20 protein-coding genes are annotated in these 17,542 nt (G+C 72.0%); 8 read left to right on the plus strand and 12 right to left on the minus strand.

Translation table 11 applies throughout. The annotated features are described in order from the left end of the window. Positions 1–86 precede the first annotated feature (86 nt). Positions 87–728 (minus strand): DUF6328 family protein, encoded by a 642-nt coding sequence (locus tag N5875_RS34825; protein ID WP_338498270.1) that lies wholly within the window; start codon positions 726–728, stop codon positions 87–89. Between the two features lie 257 nt (positions 729–985). Between N5875_RS34825 and N5875_RS34830 the strand changes: the two genes are divergently transcribed. Together N5875_RS34830 and N5875_RS34835 are read left to right on the plus strand one after the other, a co-directional pair. Beyond that, positions 986–1,378 carry an STAS domain-containing protein gene (locus N5875_RS34830; RefSeq protein ID WP_318211476.1) on the plus strand — a complete coding sequence of 131 codons (393 nt, stop codon included), beginning with the start codon at positions 986–988 and terminating at the stop codon, positions 1,376–1,378. Positions 1,379–1,412: 34 nt separating this feature from the next. Further along, entirely contained in the window at positions 1,413–2,006 is a 594-nt protein-coding gene (locus N5875_RS34835) for an ATP-binding protein (RefSeq protein ID WP_318211477.1), read from the plus strand. A gap of 44 nt (positions 2,007–2,050) precedes the next feature. Here the strand turns inward: N5875_RS34835 and N5875_RS34840 are convergent, their stop codons facing one another. Further along, positions 2,051–3,016 carry a SigB/SigF/SigG family RNA polymerase sigma factor gene (locus N5875_RS34840; protein WP_318211478.1) on the minus strand — a complete coding sequence of 322 codons (966 nt, stop codon included), beginning with the start codon at positions 3,014–3,016 and terminating at the stop codon, positions 2,051–2,053. A 240-nt stretch (positions 3,017–3,256) separates the two neighbouring features. Here N5875_RS34840 and N5875_RS34845 point away from each other — a divergent pair, with 240 nt between their 5' ends. Next, positions 3,257–3,706: an ATP-binding protein gene (locus N5875_RS34845; protein ID WP_318211479.1), complete on the plus strand. Its 450-nt coding sequence runs from the start codon at positions 3,257–3,259 to the stop codon at positions 3,704–3,706. Here the strand turns inward: N5875_RS34845 and N5875_RS34850 are convergent. Next, positions 3,700–4,173, minus strand: coding sequence for an STAS domain-containing protein (locus tag N5875_RS34850; protein ID WP_318211480.1), 474 nt, complete (start codon positions 4,171–4,173; stop codon positions 3,700–3,702). The two genes, N5875_RS34845 and N5875_RS34850, sit on opposite strands and share 7 nt — an antisense overlap. 135 nt (positions 4,174–4,308) lie before the next feature. Between N5875_RS34850 and N5875_RS34855 the strand changes: the two genes are divergently transcribed. Continuing rightward, a complete protein-coding gene (locus tag N5875_RS34855; RefSeq protein ID WP_338498275.1) occupies positions 4,309–4,674 on the plus strand; it encodes a winged helix-turn-helix domain-containing protein in 366 nt (121 codons plus the stop codon). Between the two features lie 70 nt (positions 4,675–4,744). On the opposite strand, the gene N5875_RS34860 is transcribed toward N5875_RS34855, so the two are convergent. The 3 genes from N5875_RS34860 to N5875_RS34870 all read right to left on the minus strand — a co-directional run bounded on the left by N5875_RS34860 (position 4,745) and on the right by N5875_RS34870 (position 7,586). After that, positions 4,745–5,239 carry a hypothetical protein gene (locus N5875_RS34860; RefSeq protein WP_338498278.1) on the minus strand — a complete coding sequence of 165 codons (495 nt, stop codon included), beginning with the start codon at positions 5,237–5,239 and terminating at the stop codon, positions 4,745–4,747. Further along, positions 5,236–6,759, minus strand: coding sequence for a HAMP domain-containing sensor histidine kinase (locus N5875_RS34865; protein ID WP_338499358.1), 1,524 nt, complete (start codon positions 6,757–6,759; stop codon positions 5,236–5,238). The genes N5875_RS34860 and N5875_RS34865 overlap by 4 nt, the downstream gene beginning before the upstream one ends. An 86-nt stretch (positions 6,760–6,845) precedes the next feature. Continuing rightward, positions 6,846–7,586: a response regulator transcription factor gene (locus N5875_RS34870; RefSeq protein ID WP_318211483.1), complete on the minus strand. Its 741-nt coding sequence runs from the start codon at positions 7,584–7,586 to the stop codon at positions 6,846–6,848. Positions 7,587–7,768: 182 nt separating this feature from the next. Between N5875_RS34870 and N5875_RS34875 the strand changes: the two genes are divergently transcribed. From N5875_RS34875 to N5875_RS34890, 4 genes are read left to right on the plus strand one after another with little or no spacing between them, the layout of a single operon-like run. Further along, complete coding sequence (locus N5875_RS34875; protein WP_318211484.1) at positions 7,769–8,434, plus strand: hypothetical protein; 666 nt, start codon at positions 7,769–7,771, stop codon at positions 8,432–8,434. Further along, complete coding sequence (locus tag N5875_RS34880; protein WP_318211485.1) at positions 8,431–9,531, plus strand: peptidoglycan-binding domain-containing protein; 1,101 nt, start codon at positions 8,431–8,433, stop codon at positions 9,529–9,531. Before N5875_RS34875 ends, N5875_RS34880 begins: the two co-directional genes overlap by 4 nt. Next, positions 9,528–10,304 (plus strand): ABC transporter ATP-binding protein, encoded by a 777-nt coding sequence (locus N5875_RS34885; protein ID WP_338498281.1) that lies wholly within the window; start codon positions 9,528–9,530, stop codon positions 10,302–10,304. The genes N5875_RS34880 and N5875_RS34885 overlap by 4 nt, the downstream gene beginning before the upstream one ends. Next, positions 10,301–11,494 carry an ABC transporter permease gene (locus N5875_RS34890; protein WP_338498284.1) on the plus strand — a complete coding sequence of 398 codons (1,194 nt, stop codon included), beginning with the start codon at positions 10,301–10,303 and terminating at the stop codon, positions 11,492–11,494. Before N5875_RS34885 ends, N5875_RS34890 begins: the two co-directional genes overlap by 4 nt. On the opposite strand, the gene N5875_RS34895 is transcribed toward N5875_RS34890, so the two are convergent. The 6 genes from N5875_RS34895 to N5875_RS34920 all read right to left on the minus strand — a co-directional run bounded on the left by N5875_RS34895 (position 11,481) and on the right by N5875_RS34920 (position 17,520). Beyond that, the gene (locus N5875_RS34895) at positions 11,481–11,858 is read right to left on the minus strand and encodes a MazG-like family protein (protein ID WP_318211488.1); all 378 of its coding nucleotides are present in this window, start codon (positions 11,856–11,858) and stop codon (positions 11,481–11,483) included. The genes N5875_RS34890 and N5875_RS34895 overlap by 14 nt on opposite strands. A 67-nt stretch (positions 11,859–11,925) precedes the next feature. Then, on the minus strand, positions 11,926–13,380 hold the full coding sequence (locus N5875_RS34900) for a DEAD/DEAH box helicase (RefSeq protein ID WP_338498286.1): 1,455 nt from the start codon (positions 13,378–13,380) through the stop codon (positions 11,926–11,928). 230 nt (positions 13,381–13,610) lie between these two features. Beyond that, positions 13,611–13,814, minus strand: coding sequence for a cold-shock protein (locus N5875_RS34905; protein WP_030218719.1), 204 nt, complete (start codon positions 13,812–13,814; stop codon positions 13,611–13,613). A gap of 212 nt (positions 13,815–14,026) precedes the next feature. Continuing rightward, entirely contained in the window at positions 14,027–14,797 is a 771-nt protein-coding gene (locus N5875_RS34910; protein ID WP_338498293.1) for a DUF817 domain-containing protein, read from the minus strand. 138 nt (positions 14,798–14,935) lie between these two features. Beyond that, a complete protein-coding gene (locus N5875_RS34915) occupies positions 14,936–16,381 on the minus strand; it encodes a glyceraldehyde-3-phosphate dehydrogenase (protein WP_318211491.1) in 1,446 nt (481 codons plus the stop codon). 107 nt (positions 16,382–16,488) lie between these two features. Beyond that, the gene (locus tag N5875_RS34920; RefSeq protein ID WP_318211492.1) at positions 16,489–17,520 is read right to left on the minus strand and encodes a serine hydrolase domain-containing protein; all 1,032 of its coding nucleotides are present in this window, start codon (positions 17,518–17,520) and stop codon (positions 16,489–16,491) included. Positions 17,521–17,542: the final 22 nt, after the last annotated feature.

The raw sequence follows: 17,542 nt of genomic DNA on the forward strand, positions 1-17,542 counted from the left end.
TTTCCGCATGCGCCGGTCCGCTCGGTTCGCTCACGCGCCGAGCGGTTCTCCGGTGCGGATACCCGCCGCCTCTCCCCGCACTCCCCTCACTCCTGCTTCTTCGCGGTGTGCCGGGTGCGGGCCCACAGCGGCAGGGCGAACCAGCACAGCAGGTACCAGACCAGGACCCCGGCCACGAGCCACGGCACGATCGCGTTGTCGGTCGCCACGCGGAGGATGAGGATGAGCGCGCTGGTGAGGGTGGCGACCAGGAGCAGGATCCCGATGAAGGTCAGCCGGGACGCCCACATGACCGCCGCGGGTTTGATCCGCCGACCGGCCACGAGGCGGTGGAAGGAGACCGGGCCGATGAGCGCGCCGGTGGCCAGCGAGCCGAGAACCACCGTCAGGATGTAGATCGCCTTGTCGGCCGACCCGAGGCTCTCGTACCGGGGAGTGAACACCACCGTCAGGAGGAAGCCGAGGAGGATCTGGACGCCGGTCTGGACCACCCGGATCTCCTGCATGAGGTCCTGCCACTGCCGGTCGGCACGCTCGTCCGCGGTCTCGTCGCGCCCGCGAGCGGCTTTCCCGCCCGCGCGCGTTCCGTCCTCGTCGCCGCGCACGTCACCCGCGCCTCGACGAGCGGTTTCCTCGCCTCCGCGCGCGGTCTCCCCGCCTCCGCGCATGCTCTCCTGGCCATCCGGCCGCCCCTCGGCCAGCCCCCGTCCGGTCTCGCGGTCAGTCATCCGTCTCACCTTCCGGTTCCGGTTCGAGGGGCCCGCGCGGGGCCGGGGCCGTACGACACGTCTTCCCTGCCCGGCCCGTCGCAGCCGTTCCGCCGCGGATCTTCGTCGCATCACACGACAGCCCGGTCGCGGGCGGCTCGGTCGACCACGGCGCGTACTCCACGCGGCCGGAGGGCTTCCGCTCGCCGTGCCCGGAGCCCTCGGCGTATCGTCGGCCACAGCTCGGAATTCTGCGCCGACGGGAACCGGAGTGCCGGATGCCAAGGGATGCGACAGGGACGGGTGACGCCGGGCTCGGCGGCCCACGCCTGACGGCCGGGGTCCGGTGGAGCGGCGCCACGGCCGTCGTCACGGTGGCGGGGGAGCTCGACCGCGACACGCAGGAGCCCCTGCGCACGGCGCTGACCGAGGCCCTGGACCGGCATCCCGAACGGACAGTCGTGGACTGCGGACGACTGACGTTCTGCGACTCGACCGGGCTCAATCTGCTGCTCACGACACGACTGGACGCGATGGAGTCCGGCAGCCGGCTGGAACTCGCCGCGCTGCGCCCGCCCGTCGCCCGGGCCTTCGACATCACCGGCGTCGTGGCGGTCTTCACGGTGTACGACGAGCTGCCCGCGGACCTGGCCGAGGAGGAGCACCCGTGAACGCGACGCGGCACCGGGCGCGGTGGAGGCAGGGATGAGTGAACCGGTCCGGTCCAGGGGGCAGATCAGACGGCTCGTCCTGCGGAGCGGGGAGTCGGTGGTCGCACGGTGCCGTGACTTCTGCCGGGTGGCGCTCACCGACTGGGACTGGCCCGGTCCGCCGGAGGGCACCGGCCTCACGGCGGAGGAGCGGGACTTCGCGATCGAGGACGTGCTCCTGATCGTCTCGGAGGCCGTGACCAACGCCTGCCTGCACGCGGGCGGCCCCACGGAGCTGGTCATCCGGCTCGCCCCCGCCGAACCGCGGAGCGACGATACGGAGACCGGCGCGGAGACCGGGACGGCCGGAGACCTACGGATCGAGGTGAACGACCGGAGCAGCCGGATTCCGGTCTTCCGCCCACGGGGTGCGCCGGGCCAACCGGGCGGCAACGGCCTGATAGTGATCGACCGGCTCGCGCGTGCGTGGGGAGCCGTCCCCAGGGAGGCGGGCAAGTCCTTCTGGGTGGAGGTGGCGGCCCCGGTCCCGGCGAACGGGCCGGCGCTCGATCCGGAGCCGTCGCGGGCGGCGTCGGGCCGTGGAGGCCCCCGTGGGGGTGATGGCGCGACCCTGGACGGCGGCCCGTGACGTGCGGCCGTCGAGCGGCCGCCGTGCGGCCCCGGCCCCCGGTCCTACCGGTGCGGTGCCGACGTGGTCGCGACGGTCGGGACGGTCGCGGTCGGTGGCTCGTCCGCCGTCAGGGCTGTCCGCAGACCGCCGAGGATGCGGCTGAGGAGACGCGACACGTGCATCTGTGAGAGGCCGAGGCGTTCGCCTATCTCCGCCTGGGTCAGCTCGTCGCCGAACCGCAGCGCCAGGATCGCGCGGTCGCGCGAGGAGAGGGCGGCGACGAGCGGCTTGAGCGCCTCCAGGTTCTCGATCTTCTCGAAGGAGTCGTCCTCGCTGCCGAGGCAGCGTGCGAGCATGCCGGGGCCGCCGTCCTCGTCGTCCACGGGAACGTCGAGCGAGCGACTGGAGAATCCGTTCGCGGCGACCCGGCCTTCGCACAGTTCCGCCTCGGTGATGTGGAGGCGGTCGCCGAGCTCGGCGGCCGTCGGCGGGCGACCCAGCTCCTGTTCGAGGGCGTCGTTCGCCTTGGCCAGGTCCAGGCGCAGTTCCTGCAGCCGGCGCGGTACGTGGACGCTCCAGCTCGTGTCCCTCAGATGCCGCCGTATCTCACCGAGCACGGTCGGCAGGGCGAAGGACATGAACTCGTTGCCCCGCTCGGGGTCGAACCGGTTGATCGCCTTGATCAGACCGACGGTGCCGACCTGGACGATGTCCTCCCAGGACTCGTTGGAGTGGCGGAAGCGGGTCGCGGCGTACTTGACCAGACTGAGGTTCAGCTCGACGAGGGTGTTGCGTACGTACGAGTAGTCCGCCGTGCCCTCCTCGAGCACGCTCAGCCGCTCGAACAGGGCGGACGAGAGAAGGCGGGCGTCCGAGGTGCTCACCGCCAGGGGATCCGCGATCTCAGGGAGCCCGGCCGGCGGCTCGGGACCGTGCCGGACCGGCCGGCGGTCGCTCGGCAGGGAGTGGCGGTCTCGTGAGACGGCCTGGTCGCGGCTCCGGACGGTGGTGGTGCGGTGGTTCGACATGAAGGCTCCTCGTGCGAGGTCCCTCTGGCTTCATACCCGCTCCCGCACCCCACAAGCGACGTGGCGTGGCCGACGGAGGGGAGAAGGCGGGAGAAGGCAGGGGAATACGGAGGGAATGCGGGGGAATACGAACGGATCGTCGGGGCAGGGGCCCGTTGAAACGCCCGGGGGAAGCGGGGCGGGGCGCGGAGCGGGGCCGAAGGAGCGCGGGGGACGAACAAGGACTGGGTGGGAAGAACAGTGACCACAGGGCATCGCACGGAACAGCCCCCGCCGGACGGGATCCGGCCCCCCGTTCCGCATGACGCCGCCGAGGCGCGCGCCAGGGTGGCGGCGGTGCTGGAGGTGGCCGCGGCGGGGGAGCGCGGCCCGCAGTCCACCACCGCCGTCGGGGACGCGCTGCTCGTGACGTCCGAGCTGGTGACCAACGCGCTGCGTCATGCGGGAGGTCTCACCGGATTCGCCGTGGAACTCCACCAGGGCGCGGTGACGATCACCGTCGCGGACGCGAGTGACGAGCTGCCGCACACCGGAGACGGCCGTGGGGCGGATGGGGTGGCGGATCGGGCCTCCGGGCTGACGGAGGGTGGTTTCGGGTGGTCCCTGGTCAGGTTGCTCGCCCAGGAGATCAGACTGTCGCTGCCGCCGGAGGGCGGCAAGATCATCGAGGTGCGGTTGCCGCTTCATTGAGGCCGTCCCGTCTTCGGCGGCGAGAAGAGTTCTCCCGTGCCGGTCAGCTGGAGCAGGCGGGTCATCCGCGGGCTCACGGGGCCGAGAGCGAGGGGTGTGAGGGGCGCGAGGGAGTCGCCTCCGCCGTCGGGGCGACGAGGGGCGGCCCACGAGGCCCATGCCGCCCATGCGGCCCGCGCCGCCCACGAGGCCCGCGCGGTCAGGAAGGCGCGCAGACCGGCGCAGTCGCAGAAGGTGACGGCCGCGAGGTCGAGCGTGACGCCTTCCGGGTGGGCGTGCAGCGCGGCGAGCAGGCTCCGGTGGAGCTGCGGGGCGGTGACGCTGTCGATCTCGCCGCTGACGACGACGGTGCCGTCCGGCGTGACCTCCACGGTCATCTGTGCGTCCGGGCCGATCGCGGGCGCCAGAGGGTCGGTCTTCCCGGCGGGCGACCGGAGATCGGTGGAGCGGTCTGGAAGGGGGTGCACGGTGAGCTCCCAGTGGCCAGCCAAACCTGGTCTTTCGAGACTTATCGTCCTCTTCCTCGTGTAACCCGTCAATCATTACACGAGAAAAATTTCCGGTCTTGCGGCTCGTGATTAAAACGTCGCATAATGGGGTGTATGAGTGACCTTTCAGGCGATCGTCAGTCGTGGACCTTCCTGACGAATCACGCCCGAGTGCTCGTGGTGATCGCCAGAGATCCCGGCGTACGCCTGCGTGATGTCGCCGCCGCGTGCGGGGTGACCGAGCGAACGGTGCAGGGGATCGTCGCCGACCTGGAGGCCGCCGGATACCTGACGCATTCGCGGGAGGGCCGGCGCAACCGCTACCGCCTGGCCCCCGGCAAGCGATTCCGGCACCCGCTGGAGGGCGACTACGAGATCACCGGCCTCCTGGACCTGCTCAAGGCGGCCCCGAACGACGGCGGCCACGTGGCCCGCACCGGGACGATCGACACCGACTCCCGGTCGCGCGTCGACTCCTGAGGAGTGCCTGCCGAGTCTCCCTCAGCCGGTGCCGGCCGGCACTTCGTCAGCCGTGTAGGCCGGGCCTCCGCTAGCCGTTGAGGAACTCGGCGCACCGGTAGGGGCCGAGGGCCGGGCCTTCCGGCTGGCGCAGCGTGACCTCCACGTCGTCGGCCCTGACCTTCGGATCCAGCACGGACTGGGCGCGGGCGAGCGTGCACACCAGCTGCCCCGTGCCCTGGTCCCGGCCCGTCGGCGCGTACGGGTCCTCCAGGCGCACCGTGACCTGCGCGCCCCGGCCCGTCACCGTGTAGCCGCCGAGCTCGACGAGGTTGGTGAGGCCGTCACGCTGTTCCGCGGGCGGCGGGCCGTCCGCGAGCAGCTTCACCACCGAGCCGAGGTTCTCGATCTCCCGGTCGAGTACGGGAACACCCCGCAGCCCGCTGTCCGACGCGTAGTACAGCCGGATCCCGCGCGTCAGCCCGGTCGCAGGCTCGCCCGCCCCTATCACCCCCGTCGGCTGCACACCGCACCCCACCAGGGCGACCCCGAGGACGGAGACCAGCACTCCCGCGCGTACCTTCATTCCGCGTCCTCTCCCGTACGCCGCAGGGGCAGCCACAGGGTGAACACCGCTCCGCCCTCCGGTCCTTCGGCGACGTCGATCGTGCCGCCGTGCAGCCGCGCGTTCTCCAGGGCGATCGCCGTCCCGAGGCCGCTGCCCTGTCCGCCGGTGTCGGCCGCGCTCCGCGTGCGGGCCGCGTCCGCCTTGTAGAACCGGTCGAACACCCGCTCCCGTGCCTCCGGCGGCAGCCCCGGGCCACGGTCGGCGACCTCCACGGTCACCCACTCGCCCCCGGCCACGGCGACGTCCGCGCTCGGCGTCGTCCTCGTCGCCCTCGTGGTCCGCGCCGCCCCCGCGACCGCCGTCGTCGTCCGCGTTCGCGTCCTCGTGCCGAGGGTCACGGTGACCGGCGGCGCTCCGTGCCGGAGCGCGTTGCCCACCAGGTTCGCCACGATCACATCGACGCGGCGCCGGTCGACCACGGCCCGTACGCCCTCGTCGAGACGGACCTCCACCCGCTCGGTCCAGCCGCGCAGCGCCAGGGAAGCCCGTACCGTGTCGGCGAGATCGGTCTCGGCCGCGTTGAGCCGGATCGCGTTCGCGTCGAAGCGGGAGATCTCCATCAGGTCCTCGACGAGCCGCGAAAGCCGCGCCGTCTCCGCGCCCACCGTGCGGGCCGCCCGCGCGGCGTCCGGGGGCAGCTGGTCGGCGTCCTCCTCCAGGACCGTCGCCACCATCGTCATCGCCGCGAGGGGCGTCCGCAGTTCGTGCGACACGTCCGCGACGAAGCGGCGCGCCTTCGCCTCCTGCTCGCGCAGGCGCGTGTCGGAGGCCTGCAGGGCGTCCGCCGTGTCGTTGAACGTCCTTGCCAGATCAGCGAGTTCGTCGTGTCCCGAGACCGCGACCCGGCTCCCGAGGTCACCCTCCGCGAGCTCACGCGTGGCCCGCCCCAGCTTCCGTACGGGGCGGAGGACCGTTCCGGCGGCGAGCAGCGCCAGGACGGCGGCCAGCACCACCACCGGCAGGATGCCCGCCCGCACGGAGTCCAACAGGGCTGCGGTGTCGTCGCGTTCGGCGCGGAGATCGGTGATCGCGAAGACCTCGAGGCCGGAGAAGCGACGATCCCCGTCCGCGTACGTCACGGGCATGCCGACCACCAGATACGGCTCGTCCCGCCACATCACCCGCTGGAACCGGGTTCCGTCCCCGGCCCGCACCGCGGTCCGCAGCGCGACGGTGATCCGGCCGCCCGTGTCGGCGAGGGGGTCGGACACCGCGACGAGGTCCTGGTAGCGGGCCACGACGATCCGGGCGCCGAGGCCCTCCGAGACCTTCGCCGCGAACCGGGCCAGCGACCGCTGGTCCGGCGGCAGGTCGAAATCGGCCGCGACCGCGGTGACCCGCGTCCGTACGTCGTTCACGGCGGCGTCCTGCGTACGCCGGAGGACCGCGGTCCGCGCGTCCCGGTAGGCGAGCGCGGTCGCGGTCACCGCGCTGATGAGCGCGACGACGACGAAGGTCACGACGAGCCGGGTCCGCAACCCTCCGACGAGCCGCCGGGAGCGCCGCTTCGGGGGGTCCCCGGCGGGCCCGGAACCGCCGGCCCGGCCGGTGTCTCCGGTCCTGCTCACAGCGGCCCGAAGCGGTAGCCGAAGCCCCGCACGGTCTGGACGTACCGAGGCTTCGCGGGTACGTCCTCCAGCTTCGCCCGCAGCCGTCCGACCGCGGCGTCCACCAGCCGGGAGTCACCGAGGAAGGTGTGCTCCCAGACCGAGGCGAGGAGCTGCTCGCGGCTGAACACCCGGCCGGGCGAGGCGGACAGTTCGAGGAGCAGACGCAGTTCGGTGGGCGGAAGGGGGATCAGGACGCCGTGTTTGGTGACGGTGAGACCGGCGCGGTCGATCACCAGGCCGGCGGAGTCGGCGGCGGCCGACCGTCGGGCACCCGCCGATCCGGCCGATCCGGCCGATCCCGCCGCTCCTGCGGCTCCCGACGGCTCCGCGCGCCGCAGTGCGGCCCGGATGCGGGCCTCCAGGACGGGCGCGGTGACCGGCTTGACCACGTAGTCGTCGGCGCCGGCCTCCAGACCCGTCACGATGTCGTGGTCGTCCCCGCGCGCGGTCAGCATGATGACCGGAAGCGTGGTCGTCCGGGCACGGATGCGGCGGCACACCTCGAATCCGTCCATCCCCGGCAACATCAGGTCGAGGACGGCCAGCTCGACCTTCTCCCCGTCCGGGGCGTCGAGCAGCGCGAGCGCCTCCTCGCCGGTGGCCGCCGTGTCGACGTCGTACCCGTGCCGGCGCAGCACGAGCTCCATTCCGTCCCGTACGGACGCGTCGTCCTCGATGAGCAGTACATGCGGCATGCCGTCGATTATGGGTGCCGCGAGGGCCCGCCCATCGCCCCGGAGGGGGCTCGATGCGCAGGTCGGGGGCATTGTTACGTTCTCATCATGTCGCCATGGAATCGCCATCACGTGGCATGACGAGGGTGGTCGTCATGACCCCGAAGACAAGCTCCCGCGTGCTTCCCCGTGCGATGTCCCGCGTGATTCCCCGTTCCCTCCGCCGTGCCGTCCCGGGCCCCACCGCCCGGCTGCGCCTGACCGCCCTCGCCGTGCTCCCCGTCCTGGCCTTCTCCGCGGCGTGCGGCAGCGGTGACGACAGCGCCGGTGGTGCCGGGAAGAACGACGAGATCGCCTCGGTGCCGGAGACCACCACCGTCCCGCCGTCCGAGCGGAACGACACCACCCCGAGCGCCCGGCCCGCCGGGAAGAGCGCCTTCTACGACGCCCAGCTGGACTACGTCCGGTGCATGCGCGTCAAGGGCGGCTACGAGGACTTCCCCGACCCCAAGCTCAGCGGGCACCTCGACTGGGGGAAGGTCGAGGAGATCTCCTCCCGGCCCGGCCAGATGGAGGCCGCCAAGGGCGGCAGGAACGGCGTCTGCGTCGACGAGCTCCAGAAGGTCATGCTGGCCGAGCCCGAGCGCAACCAGCAGAAGGACTACGAGTCGATGCTGGAGCACGCCCAGTGCATGCGGGACAACGGCGTCTCCCGGTTCACCAACCCCACGATGAGCGGCGGCAACGCCCAGCCGGGCGGCGACCCCAACCCGGCGTCCCCGGCCATCGACAGCGACTCACCGGTGTACAAGCAGGCCCGCCAGGCGTGCAAGTCGAAGCTGCTCGACGGTCTGGACGGCATGCAGTGAAGCGCCGCACCGCTTTCCGTACGCTCGGCGCGGTGACGGTCGCCGCCGCGGTCACCGGGGGAGTCGTCCTCCTCGGCGACGTCGGACTCCTCGACGGGGCCGCGGGCGGCTCCGGTACCGACGGGAAGGGCGGCGATCCGCCGCCCGCCACCGCGACCGTCGTACGGACCGACCTCGTCCGGTCCAAGACCGTCGACGGCAGGCTCGACTTCGCGCAGCGCCGCCCCGTCAAGTCCGCCGTCGACGGCACCGTCACGGTCGCCGCCACCGAGGGCGCGACGCCGACCCGGGGGCAGGCCCTGTACGAGCTGAACGACAAGCCCGTCACCCTCCTCTACGGCCCCGTCCCGATGTTCCGCGAGATGAGGACGGGCGACCGGGGCAGCGATGTACTCCAACTGGAGCGGAACCTCCGCGACTTGGGATACGGAGCGGGGCTCTACGTCGACACGCGCTACGACAGGGACACCGAGACGGCGGTCAAGCGGTGGCAGAAGTCCCTGAACCGTGAGCCCACCGGCAAGGTCGGCAGAGGAGACGTCGTCTTCCTGCCCGGCCAGGTCAAGGTGGTCTCCGCGGACGCCGCGCTTGCCGACCAGGTCGGCCCCGGTGAGGCCGTCCTGACGATCGCCTCCACCCAGCCCGTGGTGAGGGCTCACCTGGACCAGACCGACGGCGCGCTCACCGCCGCCGGCACCAAGGTCGAGGTCACCCTGCCCAGCGGAAAGACCGTGGCCGGGCGGGTCGCCGGGACCGTACGCCCCGAGGAGACCGGCTCGGGAGACGGTGCCGTATCGCAGGAAGGCATCGTCGTCGAGGTCGTCCTCGACGGCGGGGCGCGTGCCGCCTCCGGCGAGGACGCCAGGGCGTCGGCCGGCGTGACGTTCGTCAGCGAGGCCCGCAAGGGAGTCCTCGCGGTGCCCGTCGAGGCGGTCCTCGCCCTGCGCGGCGAGAACGGCGGTTACGGCCTCCAGATCGTCCAGGGCACCACCACGAGGACGATACGGGTGGAGACCGGCATGACCGCCGACGGGCAGATCGAGGTCAGCGGCCCGGACGTGAGGGAAGGCCTGAAGGTCGGAACGGCGGCCTCATGACCCCGGCCCGCGACAGGACCGCCGCAGCCCCCACCCGGTCGCCGGCGGCTCCCACCGGCACCCCCGCGGCCCCCGCCCCCGTCGTGGAACTGCGTGACGCCACCAAGTCGTACCCCGGCGGTGTCCACGCACTGCGCGGAGTGAACCTCACCATCGGCGAGGGCGAACTGCTCGCCGTCGTCGGCCCCTCCGGGTCCGGCAAGTCCACGATGCTCCACGTCATGGGCACCCTCGACAAGCCCACCGGCGGCACCGTCCGGATCGCCGGCCACGACGTGTCCGCACTCTCCGACAGCCGGCTCTCCGCACTCCGCGCCCGCCACGTCGGCTTCGTGTTCCAGCACTTCCACCTGGCGGCGGGGCGCGACGCCGTCGACAACGTCGCCGACGGGCTGCTGTACGCGGGCGTGCCGCTCCGGGAACGCAGGGCGCGGGCACGGACCGCGCTCGACCGGGTGCGCCTGGGCCACCGCCACGCCCACACGCCGAACGAGCTGTCCGGCGGAGAGAAGCAGCGCGTGGCCATCGCCCGCGCGCTGGTGGGGGAGCCCCGGCTGCTGCTCGCGGACGAGCCCACCGGCGCCCTCGACACCACCTCGGGGAAGATCGTCATGGAGCTGCTCCACGAACTGAACGCCGCCGGCACCACGATCTGCGTCATCACCCACGACAACGGAATCGCGGACTCGCTGCCCCGCCGGGTCCGCTTCAAGGACGGTGAGATCGTCGCGGACGAGCGCGGCGTCCTCACCGGGGAAGGAGCCGCGCCGTGAAAGCCGCCCTCAAGCCCTCTCGTCTCTCCGCCGGCGACATCCTCCGGGTCGGCGCGGTCGGTCTCCGCGCGCGCCGCGCGCGCGTGGTGCTGTCCGCGCTCGGGATCGCCATCGGCATCGCGACCATGGTCGCGGTCGTCGGCCTCTCCGAGTCCAGCCGCGCGGACCTGATGGCCCGGCTCGACCGGCTCGGCACCAACCTCCTCACCGCCGAGGCGGGCAAGGACGCCCTGGGCAGAGAGATCCGACTTCCCAAGAACGCGGTCGCGATGGTCGAGCGGATCGGCCCCGTCCAGCACGCCACCGGAACCGGCGACGTCGACGCCCGGATCCGCCGCAGCGATCTGGTTCCCGAGGAGCGCACCGCGGGCGTCACCACCCAGGCGGTCCGCACCGACCTCCTTGCCGCGCTCGGCGGCGAGGTCGACAAGGGCGCCTGGCTGGACCCGGCCGGCGAACGGCTCCCGGTGACGGTCCTCGGAGCGGTGGCCGCCGACCGGCTCGGCATCACCCGCACCGGCGAGACGATCATGATGAACGACATCCGTGTGGTCGTCGTCGGCATCCTCGAGCCGCTCGAACTGGTGCCGAACCTCGATCGGGTGGCCATGGTCGGATTCCCCGCCGCCGAGCACCACTTCGGCTTCGACGGTCATCCGACGACGATCTTCGAGCGCTCCACGGACGCCTCGGTCGAGGACGTACGGGCGGTCCTGGCCCGCACGATCAGCCCCGGCGGCGAAGGGGGCGTCAAGGTCTCCCGGCCCTCCGACGCGCTCGCCGCCAAGGCAGCGACCGACGAGGGCCTGACGACCCTGATGCTGGGCCTGGGCGCGGTGGCGCTCCTGGTCGGTGGCGTCGGCGTCGCCAACACCATGGTCATCTCCGTCCTGGAGCGCCGTCAGGAGATCGGTCTGCGCCGCTCCCTCGGCGCGACCCGCCACGCGATCCGGCTCCAGTTCCTCACCGAGTCGCTGCTGCTGTCGGCCCTGGGCGGGGCCACGGGCGCGCTGCTCGGCGCGGCGGCGACGTACGGCTTCGCGCGGGTCCAGGGTTGGACGGCGGTAGTCCCGCCCTGGTCCCTCGTGGGCGGCCTCGCCGCCACCCTCGTGATCGGGGTGATCGCCGGCCTCTACCCGGCGATCCGCGCCTCCCGGCTCCACCCGACGGTGGCACTCAACTCGACGTGACCACGGGGTCGTCGTCGTGCGGGTCCGGCTCCGCGGGCGGGAGGAACGCGGCCGCCTTCCGGGCGAGTACGGAGGCGAAGAACTCGGGCGCGTCGTCGGGGCGCATCCGGGCGAGGGAGACCATGCCGGTGATCACGGCATCGACCACCTCCTCCTGCACCTGCTCCCAGTCGTGGCTGCGGCCCTTGCGCGGATTCACCGCCCGGACCCCGATGACCGCCTGCGCGGCCTCCCCCACCTCCTCCGAGAGCTTGAGCACCTGCAGGGTCCACTGCTCCTCCGCCGTGAGCCCCCGCTCGGAGTCGTACCCCGCGAACAGCGCGGCGAGCGAGCGGATCGTGTCCCACGGGTCGTTGTCCCTCACGGGGTCTCCTCCGGTGTGCCGGCGCGGCCCCACGCCATGAGGGGCCCTATGGCATGTCAGACAGGCCCTACTTGCCTCGACGGATGCGGGCCGCCTGTCGTGCCTCGGCCGTCTTGCGGGCCTCGGCGGCCTTGCGGGACTCGTTCTTGGCGCGGCCCGGGCGGCCCGGGACGGTGCCCATGCCGCGGAAGGCCGCCCCGCCGCGCTTGACACCCTCCTGGCTGGGCGCGGCGCCGTCGACGGGCACACCCGAAGGGGTACGGGCGCCGGTGATACGGCTCAGCGCGGCCTCGCCCGAGCGGACCTGGGTCACGCTGGGGCGGATGCCCGCGTCCGCCATCAGCCGGGCCACCTCACGCCGCTCGTCGGAGGTGACCAGGGTGACGACGACCCCGGACTCGCCGGCGCGCGCGGTGCGCCCGCCGCGGTGCAGGTAGTCCTTGTGGTCGGCGGGCGGGTCGACGTTCACGACGAGGTCGAGCTCGTCGACGTGGATGCCGCGCGCCGCCACGTTGGTGGCGACGAGGACCGGGACCTCGCCGGACCTGAAGCGGTCCAGGGTCCGGGTCCGCAGCGGCTGGGACTTCCCGCCGTGCAGCGCGGCGGCGCGCACGCCGCTGCCGAGGAGGTGCTTGGTGAAGCGGTCGACGGCCGCCTTCGTCGACAGGAACATGATGACCCGCCCGTCGCGGGCGGCGATCTCCGTGGCGGTGGCGAACTTGTCGGCGCCGTGCACATGGAGCACGTGGTGGTCCATCGTGGAGACCGTCGCCGCCGAGGGGTCGACGGAGTGGACGACCGGGTCGGTGAGGTACCGCTCGACCAGGAGGTCGACGTTGCGGTCGAGCGTGGCGGAGAACAGCATCCGCTGGCCCTCCGGGGGCACCAGGTCGAGGAGCTCGGTGACCTGGGGCATGAAGCCCATGTCGGCCATCTGGTCGGCCTCGTCGAGGACGGTCACGCCCACCCGCTCCAGCCGGCAGTCCTTGCGCTCGACGAGGTCCATGAGCCGGCCCGGCGTGGCGATCAGGACCTCGGCCCCGTCGCGCAGCGCCGTGGCCTGGCGGCCGATCGACATGCCGCCCACGACGGTGGCCAGGCGCAGCTTGAGTGCCTCGGCGAAGGGGTCGAGGGCGTCCGTCACCTGCTGGGCCAGTTCACGTGTGGGGACCAGGACCAGCGCGAGCGGCTTACGGGCTTCGGCGCGCCGTCCGGCGATGCGGACCAGCAGGGGGAGGCCGAAGGCGAGGGTCTTGCCTGATCCGGTGCGCCCGCGCCCCAGGACGTCACGGCCCGCGAGGGCGTCGGGGAGGGTCGCGGACTGGATCGGGAACGGCGTGTCGACGCCCAGCCGGGTGAGGACGTCGTGGACCTGCGCCGGCAGCTCGAGCTCGGCGAAGGTGGCGGCGGGCGGCAGGGCCGGGGTGCCGGCGGGCAGCGCCGCCCATTCGTCCTTCGCGGGGGTGCCGCGTCCCGCCCGGTCCGTACGGGGTGCGGCGTTCGCGCTGTGCGTGGTGTTCATGGGTCCTCCTCGAAACGGTGCGCTTCGAGGAATTCGCGAGGGGCCGCGGGCCCGATGAATTACTGGAACGTACCGAATGCCACGGGCGAGTGGATCCGGCCACGCCGAGGGGGTGAAATCGGCGGCCGGTCGGTGAAAAGCCCGGGAACGTTTGAAAAGCCTGGAAAATGCGACGAGCCGGGGCCCTCACCACACGGGTGAGGACACCGGCTGCGTCGGACGTGTCAACGTCAGGCGGGGAGGATGTTCTCCGCCTGGGGGCCCTTCTGGCCCTGCGTGACGTCGAAGGTCACCTTCTGGCCTTCCTGGAGCTCACGGAAGCCAGAGGTGGCGATGTTGGAGTAGTGGGCGAAGACGTCCGGGCCGCCACCCTCCTGCTCGATGAAGCCGAAGCCCTTTTCAGCGTTGAACCACTTCACGGTGCCGTTAGCCATGTCAATTCTCCTTCGGGGCGTAGCCCTGGGGGCCGCACTGTGCGGACCCCGGAGTCGCCGTGATGATTGCCCCGTCCGGAAAACTGCACCGAAAACACAGAAAGTGCCTGACGATGTCGAATCGTCAAAGGCACTTGTAAGTTTCTTTGGGAACCACGACTGCAACTGCTGTCGACTGTACCACGTCCCCTGGACCGGTGCACGGAATTGCCTCAATTCTCGTGTCTCACGGAGCGGGAAGACATTGCCAGGACGAACGTGACCGTCATCAGCAGCGCCCACGCGCCGAACTTGGCGAGGGACACCGGCTGCCAGCCGTCCAGCTGGTCCGGATAGCTCCAGGCGCCGACGTAGGTGGCGGCGTTCTCCGCGACCCAGAGGAAGAAGCCGATCAGCACGAACGACAGGGCCAGCGGCATCCGGTGGTCCCGGTCGCCCACCCGGAACCGCACCCAGGTCCCCGCCGTCGCCACGAGCAGCAGCGCCGCCAGGGCCCAGCGGGCGTCGGGCAGCCAGTGGTGGCTGAAGAAGTTCACGTACACGGCCGCGGCGAGCGCGGCCGTCGCGCGCGGCCGATAGCCCGTGAGCCGCAGGTCGAACAGGCGCCGGGCCCGGCAGACGTAACTGCCCAGCGCCGCGTACAGGAACCCGCCGTACAGCGGCACCCCGCCGACCTTCGTCAGCGCGTCCTCCGGGTAACTCCACGAGCCCATCCGTACCTTGACCAGCTCGAAGAGCAGGCCGGTGGCATGGCAGGCGGCGATCACCGCGATGTCCCGCCCGGTGTCCCACCCGACCTTCCAGGCCACGACGGTGAGCCCGATGCCGTACAGCAGCAGCAGGTCGTAGCGGGCGATCGGCAGCTCGGGCAGCAGGGACGAGACGGCGATCCCCCCGACGAGCGCGACGGCGAAGGCGCAGCACCGCGCCTCCAGTACCGCGAACCGCAGGAGCTGGCGTATCCCGTGCGTGAACGTGTCCATGCGGGGAGGGACGCCGGGCGGCGGCGGTCGGTTCGCGCGGCGGGGCGGACGTGCGTCGCGGGGGAGCGGGCGAACGACGGCGCGCCGCACCTCCCGGAGGAAGTGCGGCGCGCCGCCGTGCCGATGAGCGGGTGGAGATCAGACCGCCGGGGCCGGGAAGGTCGGGTACTCCACGCCGGAGACGTGCTGGACGACCCGGATGACCTGGCACGAGTAGCCGAACTCGTTGTCGTACCACAGGTAGAGGATCGCGTTGTCGCCGTCGACCTTGGTCGCGCCGGCGTCGACGATCGACGCGTGGCGCGAGCCCACGAAGTCCATCGAGACCGCGTCGGGGGCCGTGGTGAAGTCGATCTGACGCTTCAGCGGCGAGTGCAGCGAGACGTCGCGGAGGTACTCGAGGACCTCGTCGCGGGTGGTCTCGCGGCCCAGGCGCAGGCTCAGGATGGCGATCGAGACGTCCGGGACGGGGACGCGGATCGAGCTGCCGGTGATCGGGGCCTTCAGCTCCGGCAGCGCCTTGGCGACGGCCGAGGCGGCACCGGTCTCGGTGATCACCATGTTGAGCGGCGCGGAACGGCCGCGGCGGTCCGCCTTGTGGTAGTTGTCCAGCAGGTTCTGGTCGTTCGTGAACGAGTGGACCGTCTCCACGTGGCCGCGGAGCACGCCGTACTCGTCGTCCATCGCCTTCAGCGGCGGCACGATCGCGTTGGTGGTGCAGGAGGCGCAGGAGAGGATCTGCTCGTCCGGCTTGATCGTGTCGTGGTTGACGCCGTGCACGATGTTCGGCACGTCACCCTTGCCGGGCGCGGTCAGGACGACCTTGTCGATGCCGGGGCGCAGGTGCTTCGACAGGCCCTCGCGGTCGCGCCACTTGCCGGTGTTGTCGATGAGGATGGCGTTCTCGATGCCGTACGCCGTGTAGTCGACCTCGGAGGGGTCGTTGGCGTAGATCACCTTGATGGTGTTGCCGTTGGCGACGATCGTGCTGTTCGCCTCGTCGACCGTGATCGTGCCCTGGAACTGGCCGTGGATCGAGTCGCGGCGCAGCAGCGAGGCGCGCTTCACCAGATCCTGGTCGCCACCGCCGCGGACGACGATCGCGCGCAGGCGCAGACCGTTGCCCGAGCCGGCCTTCTCGATGAGGAGGCGGGCGACGAGGCGGCCGATGCGGCCGAAGCCGTAGAGGACGACGTCGCGTCCGTCGCGGCGCTCGATCTTGTTCTCACCGGTGGCGCCGGCGACGGCCTCGGCGGTGAACTCCTCCACCGTGAGACCGCGGTTGTCGGTCTTGTACTCGGCGGCCAGCATGCCGATGTCGATCTGGGACGGGCCCAGGTCGAGGGTGGTGAGCGTCTGGAGGAACGGAAGCGTCTCGGTGACCGACAGCTCCTCGCCGGCGATCTGGCGGGCGAACCGGTGGGTCTTGAGGATGCTGACCACCGACTTGTTCACCAGGGAGCGGCTGTGGACCAGGACGGTGATGTCCTGCTCCCGGTGCAGCTTCCCGATGATCGGGATCATCGACTCCGCGATCTCCTCGCGGTTCTTCCAGCTGGTGAACGAGTCGTCATTGACAGTCACAAGTTTATCTTTCGAGCTAGGCGGCGCTCATATGGTAACCCCCGGCTTGATTGCTCCATCAGAGGGGTGTCCAAGCTCACGACCCTGTCGGCGTCGCCGTGGCGCGGTCACCGGAAGGCGAGCGTCCGGAACACCTCCCTGACGCGGGCCAGCGGGCCGGGGTCGCGGGTCAGGTGGAGGCGGTTGGTGAGCAGGACCGCCCAGCGGTCCCGGGCCGGCGACACCCACATGCCCGTGCCGGTGAACCCGAAGTGCGACCAGACGTCGTCCGCGGGTTCCGTGCCCGGCGCCGGATGCCAGAAGAGGCCACGGGGAGGTGCGAGCTCGCCGGTGCGGACGCGGAGCGAGCCGGCCGTCCACTCGGCGGAGAAGGCGCCGGGCACCGGGGCGAGGAGATGGCGGAGGAACCGTCCGACGTCGCCGGTGGTCGTGAAGACCCCCGCGATCCCGCAGGCCCCGCCGAGGAGCCGGGCCGAGAAGTCGTGGACGGTGCCTCGGAGATGCCGGCCGCTCTCCTCGTCGTACTCGGTGGGCGCGCACCGCTCCCTGAGCGCGGCGGGCAGCGGACCGTACCGGGTCTCCGCCATCCCGAGCGGGGACCAGATCCGCTCCTCGGCGAGCCGGGGGAGCGGACGGCGGGTGAGGTGCTCGGCGAGGTAGCCGAGGATCAGGGCCGCCCGGTCGGTGTACGCGACGGCCTCCCCGGGCCGGTGCCGGAGCCGCTCGGCGAGGACGCCGTCCCGCACGTCCTGCGGGTCGGAGCCGTACAGATGCCGGAGGTTGGCGCGGAGCGGCATGCCGGCGGTGTGGGTGAGGAGGTGATGTGCCGTGACATCGGCGAGCGGCCGCCCCGCCGCCTCGGGCCAGTAACTGCCGAGCGGGGCCGTCAGGTCGAGCTTCCCGGCGTCGACGAGAGTGCCGATCACGGCCCAGACGGCGAGGATCTTGGTGAGGCTCGCCACGTCGAACAGCGTGTCGCGGCGCATCGGTTCACCCGGCCGTGCGGGGTCGAGCAGACCGACGGCCCCGTCGGACACCGTCGTACGGGCATCTCCCACGGCCCAGACCATGCCGGGGCACACGCCCGCGCGCACGGCGTCGGCGAGGAGCCGCTCGAAGGGGTCGCTGCGCTGCGCCAAGGCGGGCCTCCGGACGGTTGAG

Origin of the sequence: Streptomyces sp. SJL17-4 (genome assembly GCF_036826855.1) — a bacterium.
Taxonomy (GTDB): Bacteria; Actinomycetota; Actinomycetes; order Streptomycetales; family Streptomycetaceae; genus Streptomyces.